At 70.5% G+C, this 6,076-nt stretch carries 5 protein-coding genes; all 5 read left to right on the top strand.

Going from position 1 to position 6,076, the window contains the following annotated elements:
• Nucleotides 1-25 precede the first annotated feature (25 nt).
• On the top strand, nt 26-622 hold the full coding sequence (locus GWK61_RS52020; RefSeq protein ID WP_194921619.1) for an NADH-quinone oxidoreductase subunit J family protein: 597 nt from the start codon (nt 26-28) through the stop codon (nt 620-622).
• Nucleotide 623: 1 nt separating this feature from the next.
• Nucleotides 624-1,052: an NADH-quinone oxidoreductase subunit NuoK gene (gene nuoK, locus GWK61_RS52025; RefSeq protein WP_194921620.1), complete on the top strand. Its 429-nt coding sequence runs from the start codon at nt 624-626 to the stop codon at nt 1,050-1,052.
• Nucleotides 1,049-3,259, top strand: coding sequence for an NADH-quinone oxidoreductase subunit 5 family protein (locus GWK61_RS52030; protein ID WP_194921621.1), 2,211 nt, complete (start codon nt 1,049-1,051; stop codon nt 3,257-3,259). Before nuoK ends, GWK61_RS52030 begins: the two co-directional genes overlap by 4 nt.
• 8 nt (nt 3,260-3,267) lie before the next feature.
• Nucleotides 3,268-4,782, top strand: a complete 1,515-nt coding sequence (locus GWK61_RS52035; RefSeq protein ID WP_194921622.1) for a complex I subunit 4 family protein — start codon at nt 3,268-3,270, stop codon at nt 4,780-4,782.
• A gap of 1 nt (nt 4,783) precedes the next feature.
• Nucleotides 4,784-6,076, top strand: a 1,293-nt coding sequence (locus GWK61_RS52040) for an NADH-quinone oxidoreductase subunit N (RefSeq protein ID WP_194921623.1), incomplete at its 3' end; no start/stop codon positions are given.

The raw sequence follows: 6,076 nt of genomic DNA on the forward strand, positions 1-6,076 counted from the left end.
CCCCCGACACCCCGGAGGCCGCCGGATGACCACCACCCGCGCCCTGAGCTCCACCACCGGCGTCGAGATCACCTTCGTCCTCGTCGGGCTGCTGACCTTCGGTGCCGCGATCCTCACCGTGACCGTGCGCAACCTCGTGCATGCCGCGCTCTGGCTCGTCGTCTCGCTCGGCGGGCTCGCCGGCTGCTATCTGCTGCTCGCCGCCGAGTTCGTGGCGTGGGTGCAGGTGCTGATCTACGTCGGCGCCGTGGCTGTGCTGCTGCTCTTCGGGTTGATGCTGACGCGGGCGCCGATCGGGCGTACCACCGAGCTGGACTCCGGCAACCGGTGGGCCGCCGCGGTGGTGGGGTTGGCGACCGCCGGGGTGTTGGTCAGTGTGATCGGCGACGCGGTGCGGACTACGTGGTTCGATCCGCGACAGGCCGTCGTCAACGGCACCGCCAAGGCCGTCGGCTCCAGCCTGTTCCGCTACTGGGTGCTGCCCTTCGAGCTCCTGTCGGTGCTCCTGCTGGCCGCGCTGGTCGGGGCGATCGTCCTGTCCCGCCGCGACGTGTCCGACGACGCCCAGACTTTGGCCGAAGCCCAGACTTTGGCCGAAGCCCAGACGGAGGCCGAAGCCTGACATGCACGCCATCTACCCCCTCACCCTCGCCGCCCTGCTCTTCGCGGTCGGCGTCTACGGCCTGCTGGCACGCCGCAACGCGGTGGCCGTCCTCATGGCGATCGAGCTCCTCCTGAACGCGGTCAACCTCAACCTCGTCACGTTCTCCAGCCTCCTGCGCGACCAGTACGGCATGGGCCAGGTCTTCACGGTCTTCCTCATCACCGTCGCCGCCGCCGAGACCGGCCTGGGCCTGGCCATCGTCCTACTCCTCTATCGCAACCGCGGCACCGCAGCCATCGACGACGCCCGCGAGCTCGGCGAGGACGGCTCCTTCGGCCTCAAGCGGGTCCCGCCGCAAGCAGACGGCGACGGCACCGACGCCAACGGAAGCAACGCCGATAACACCACCGAGGCAGCCGCCCGAACCCCCAAGGCGGTGACCAAATGAGCACCCTGGCCCTCTGGATCCCCCTCCTCCCTCTGCTCTCCGCCGCGGCCCTCGCGGCGGTCTCGCTGTCCGGCCGGGGCCGCGCCACCGTCCCGGCCCTGGCCGTCCTCCCCATCGCCGCCGCGGCCGTCCTCACCTTCGTCGTCCTGTTCGGCCACGGCACCGGCGCGGCCACCGAGTCCCGCGTCCGCTACGCCGCGACCGGCGGTCCCGAGCTCTGGCTCGGCGCCCGCGTCGACGGCCTGGCCGCTCTGATCGCGGTCCTGGTCGGCGTGGTGGCCACCGCGGTCCAGCTCTACTCGGTCAGCTACATGGCCCACGAGGAGCGCTACACCTCCTACTCCGCCCTCATCTCGCTGTTCACGGCGGCGATGCTGGTCGTCGTCTACTCCACCGACCTGCTCGTCCTGCTGGTCGGCTGGGAGGTCATGGGCGCCTGCTCCTACTTCCTCATCGGCCACCACTGGGAACGCCCCGAGGCCCGCGGCGCCGGCATCAAGGCCTTCCTCGTCACCAAGTTCGGCGACGTCCCCTTCCTGCTGGGCATCCTGTTCCTGGCGCACGGCGCGGGCACCTTCCGGGTCCAGCCGATCCTGCAGCACGCGATCCAGCAGGGCGGCCACGGCTACACCGCCGCCGGCGCGATCCTGCTGATCGGCGGCGTCATGGGCAAGAGCGCGCAGGTCCCGCTCCAGACCTGGCTCCCGGACGCGATGGCCGGCCCGACCCCCATCAGCGCCCTGATCCACGCGGCCACCATGGTCGCCGCCGGCGTCTACGTCGTGGCCCGCCTCTACCCGGTGTTCCTGGTGACGCCGGCGGCCTTGTGGATCCTCGCGATCGCGGCGACCCTCACCGCCGTGACCGCCGCGCTCTCCGCCTTCGCGCAGCGCGATCTCAAACGCATCCTCGCCTACTCCACCGTCAGCCAGCTCGCGCTGATGGTCGCGGCGCTCGCGGCCGGCGGCCGGGACGCGGCGGTCTTCCACCTGATGTCGCACGGCGGATTCAAAGCCCTGCTGTTCCTTGGCGCCGGCGTCATCATCCACAAGGCTGGCACCGGTGACGTCGACGAACTCAACACCCAGAACCTGCGCCGCAAACTGCCGGTCACGTTCATCACCATGACGATCGGCCTCGCCGCGCTCGCCAGCGTCCCGCCCTTCTCAGGGTTCTTCTCCAAGGAGTCGATCGCCGGCGCGGCCTACGACACCGCGACGCACAGCGGCCCGACCAAGTCCCTCCTCGGCGTCACGCCGCCGGCCGGCATCGGCTGGTTGGTCTTCGTCGCCACGCTCCTGACCGGCTTCCTCACCGCTGCCTACGCCCTGCGCACCTGGCTGATGCTCTTCGGCCCGCTGGAACGCGGCTGGTTCCGGTCGGCCGTCGAGCTTTCGCAGCGCGAGCCTCAAGCCCCGGCGCCGACCGCCGCGAGCGTCGCTGAGGCTGTGGCTGCGACCGGGCCCGACGCCGAAGCCAAGATCTCGACGGCGGCCGAGGTCACCGCGGGCAGCGAGTGGGCCCTGGAAGCGCTCGTCGCGGAGTCGATCCGCGAGAAGACCGCGGCCGAAGTCGCCGCTGCCGCCGACGCCAGCGCGTCCGCCGAAGCCGCGAAGGCCGCCAAGACCAAGGTCAGGACCGGCCCCGAAGCCCCACGCGCCGAACTCCTCCCCCTGGTCGTCCTCGCCGCGGTCACCACGGTGTTCGGCTTCGCCGGCCTGAACCTCGGCTGGTTCGCCTCGTGGCTCGGCGACGCCGACGGCAACGCCTACCGCGCCAAGGCCGCCGAGGCGGGCAAGCTCATCCAGCCCGCCGACGCCTACCACCTCGGCCCGGGCCTCCTGTCGATCCTCCTGGCACTGCTCGCCCTGGTCCTCGGCCTCGGACTGGTCTTCGCCGCCGCCCGCGCCAAGCCCGGCACGGATCCGAACCACGTCCTCGGCTTCCTGCGCAAACCCGCATTCCTCGGCTTCCGCGCCGACGACCTCCAGGACGCGGTCGTGGTCCGCCCGACGCAGGCCGCCGCGGACGCCGTCAGCTTCCTCGACACCGAAGTCGTGGACGCCTACGTGCGCGGCAGCGGGCACGCGGCCCGCCTGCTCGGCGAAGGGCTGCGCCGGATCCAGACCGGCAACGTCCAGCTCTACCTGACCGGGGTGCTGACCGGAGTCGTCGTCATCGCCGCCGCCCTCGGATTCGGAAGGTAGGGAAAGCGATGAACGCCCTTCTGCTGGCGATGCTGCTGGTCCCGGTGGCCGGTATCGCAGTGCTCTACCTCCTGCCGCGGGACGTCACCGAGCGCTCCGCCTCGCGCGTCGGGTTCTACGCCGGCGGCGCCGTGCTGGTGCTCGCCGCCGCGCTGGCCTGCGTCTTCGACTACACGAAGACCGGCTACCAGGGGAGCGTGAACTGGAACTGGATCCCGGCCCTGCACGTCCGGTTCCAGCTCGGCGTCGACGGCATCTCGCTGCCGCTGATCCTGCTCACCGCGCTGTTGTCGGCGCTGTGCTTCTTCTATTCGATCCGGCACATGCCCGACGGCGGGAGTCAGAGGTCGTACACGGCCCTCCTGCTCCTTCTGGAAATCGGGATGCTCGGGACCTTCATGGCCGCCGACCTGATCCTGTTCTTCGTCTTCTTCGAGATCGTGCTGCTGCCGATGTGGGCGCTGATCGCCTACTGGGGCGCCGACGGGGCGAAGGCGGCGGCGAACAAGTTCATCCTGTACACGCTGCTCGGCTCGGCGGTGATGGTCGTCGGGTTCCTGGTGGTGTTCGCCTACGCCGACAGCTTCGACATGGCGTGGCTGACCGCGCACGCCCGGGGCGACGTGCCGAAGGGCGCCGCGCTGACGGCTTTCGCGTTGATCGCGCTCGGGTTCGCGGTGAAGACGCCGATGTTCCCGCTGCACACCTGGCTGCCCGACGCGCACACCGCCGCGCCGACCACCGGGTCGGTGTTGCTCGCCGGGGTGCTGCTGAAGATGGGGACGTACGGGTTCGTCCGCATCGCGGTGCCGATCCTGCCGCAGGCCGCGCCGACGTACGCGCCGGCGCTGGCGGCGTTCGGCGTCGTGGGCGTCATCTATGGTTCGCTCGCCTGCCTGTCGATCGCGCGCAAGCCCGACGGGGACCTGAAGCGGCTGATCGCGTACTCCTCGATCGGCCACATGGGCTTCGTGCTGCTCGGCATCGGTTCGCTGACCACGGTCGGGATGAACGCGGCGCTGTTCGCCTCGGTGGCGCACGGCCTGATCACCGGCCTGCTGTTCTTCCTCGTCGGCGGGCTCAAGGTGCGGGTGCACTCGGCGAAGCTCGACGACATCGGGCGCGCTCTGTACCGGCGCGCTCCGAAGTACGGCGTGCTGATCGCCTTCGCGGCCATGGCCTCGCTGGGGCTGCCCGGGCTCGCCGGGTTCTGGGGCGAGGTGCTGGCGTTGTTCTCGGCGACCAGGCCCGGGACCGGGCTGACGCAGGGCTCGTATATCGCGATGGCGTCGATCGCGGCGGTCGGGCTGGTGCTGACGGCGACGTATCTGCTGGCCGTGGTGCGGCGGGTGTGCATGGGGCCGGCCGCGACGGCGAGCGAGGAGCCGGTGACCGAGCTGACCGCAGTGGAGACCGCGACGTGGACGCCGCTGGTTCTGTTGACGCTGCTCGCCGGGCTGTGGCCGGCGTTGCTGTTGGGCATCACCAATCCCGCTGTCCGTGTCCTGATGAAGGGAGTCTGACGTGACGATCTCCTCCCTGGTCCAGAACGTTTCGTACGCGCAGATCGCCGCGCCGCTGATCGTCGCGGCGGGGGCGGTGGCGGTGCTGGTGGCGGAGGTCTTCCTGCCGCCGAAGCGCAAGCCTCTGGTGTCGTGGCTGTCGCTGGTGGTGCTCGCCGGGGCCGCGGTTCCGGACCTCGCTTTGTGGCCGGGGCGCGCGACCGGGACGTTCTGCATGCCGCAGAGCGCGGCCGGGCTGTACTCGCTGGGCGTCGGCGAGCCGCACGGGATGCCGAGCACGTGTTCTTATGTCGCCGACCGGTTCGCGCTGATCTTCCAGTTCATCGCGCTGGCCGGGGCGTTCGTCGTGGTGCTGATGTCGGCGTCGTCGATGCGGCGGGACCGGATCCCGACCGGGGAGTACCACTTCCTGCTGTTGTCGTCGGTGGCCGGGGTGTTGGTGCTGGCGGCGTCGCGGGACCTGATCACGCTGACCATCGCGCTGGAGACGGTGTCGCTGCCGGCGTTCGCGCTGGTCGGGTTGAAGCGGTGGAGCGGGCGGTCGTCCGAGGCGGCGCTGAAGTTCTTCCTGGTGTCGGTGGCCTCGACGGCGGTGATGTTGTTCGGGATCAGCCTGGTGTACGGGGCGACGGGGAACGTGCACTTCGGGCCGGTCGCGCTGCACCTTCACGCGTTGGCGGGCGCCTCAGGTGGAAACAGCGGGCCGATCCGGCACCTGGCCTACCTCGGGGTCGGGCTGACGCTGGTCGGGTTCGGGTTCAAGGTGTCGGCGGTGCCGTTCCACTTCTGGACGCCGGACACGTACGCCGGCGCGCCGGTGCCGGTCGCGGCGTACCTGTCGGTGGTGTCGAAGGCGGCCGGGTTCGCCGGGCTGATCCTGTTGACGGGGACGGCTTTCAGCCCGCTGCTGGACAAGACCGGGCCGCTGCTGGCGGTGCTGGCCGCGCTGACGATGTCGCTCGGGAACCTGGTCGCGCTGCGGCAGCGGGACGCGGTGCGGCTGCTGGCCTGGTCGACGATCGGTCAGGCGGGATACATCCTGGTGCCGTTGGCGGCGCATGATTCGGGGTCTTATACGAAGCACATCAACGCTTCGGTGGCGTACATCATCATGTACGCGGCGATGAACCTCGGCGCGTTCGCGGTGGTGCACTCGGTGCACGGGACGAGCCTGGACGGGTATCGCGGGCTGGCGAAGACGCGGCCGTTGGCTTCGGCGGCGCTGGCGTTCTTCTTGCTGTGCCTGGCCGGGCTGCCGCCGGGCTTGATGGGGCTGTTCGCGAAGGTGGCGGTG

This window comes from Catenulispora rubra, assembly GCF_015356825.1.
GTDB lineage: Bacteria > Actinomycetota > Actinomycetes > Streptomycetales > Catenulisporaceae > Catenulispora > Catenulispora rubra.

Bases quoted from the DNA above. Each gene is read 5' to 3' on its own strand.
- GWK61_RS52020 (WP_194921619.1), top strand. From the start codon at position 26: ATGACCACCACCCGCGCCCTGAGCTCCACCACCGGCGTCGAGATCACC.
- nuoK (WP_194921620.1), top strand. From the start codon at position 624: ATGCACGCCATCTACCCCCTCACCCTCGCCGCCCTGCTCTTCGCGGTC.
- GWK61_RS52030 (WP_194921621.1), top strand. From the start codon at position 1,049: ATGAGCACCCTGGCCCTCTGGATCCCCCTCCTCCCTCTGCTCTCCGCC.
- GWK61_RS52035 (WP_194921622.1), top strand. From the start codon at position 3,268: ATGAACGCCCTTCTGCTGGCGATGCTGCTGGTCCCGGTGGCCGGTATC.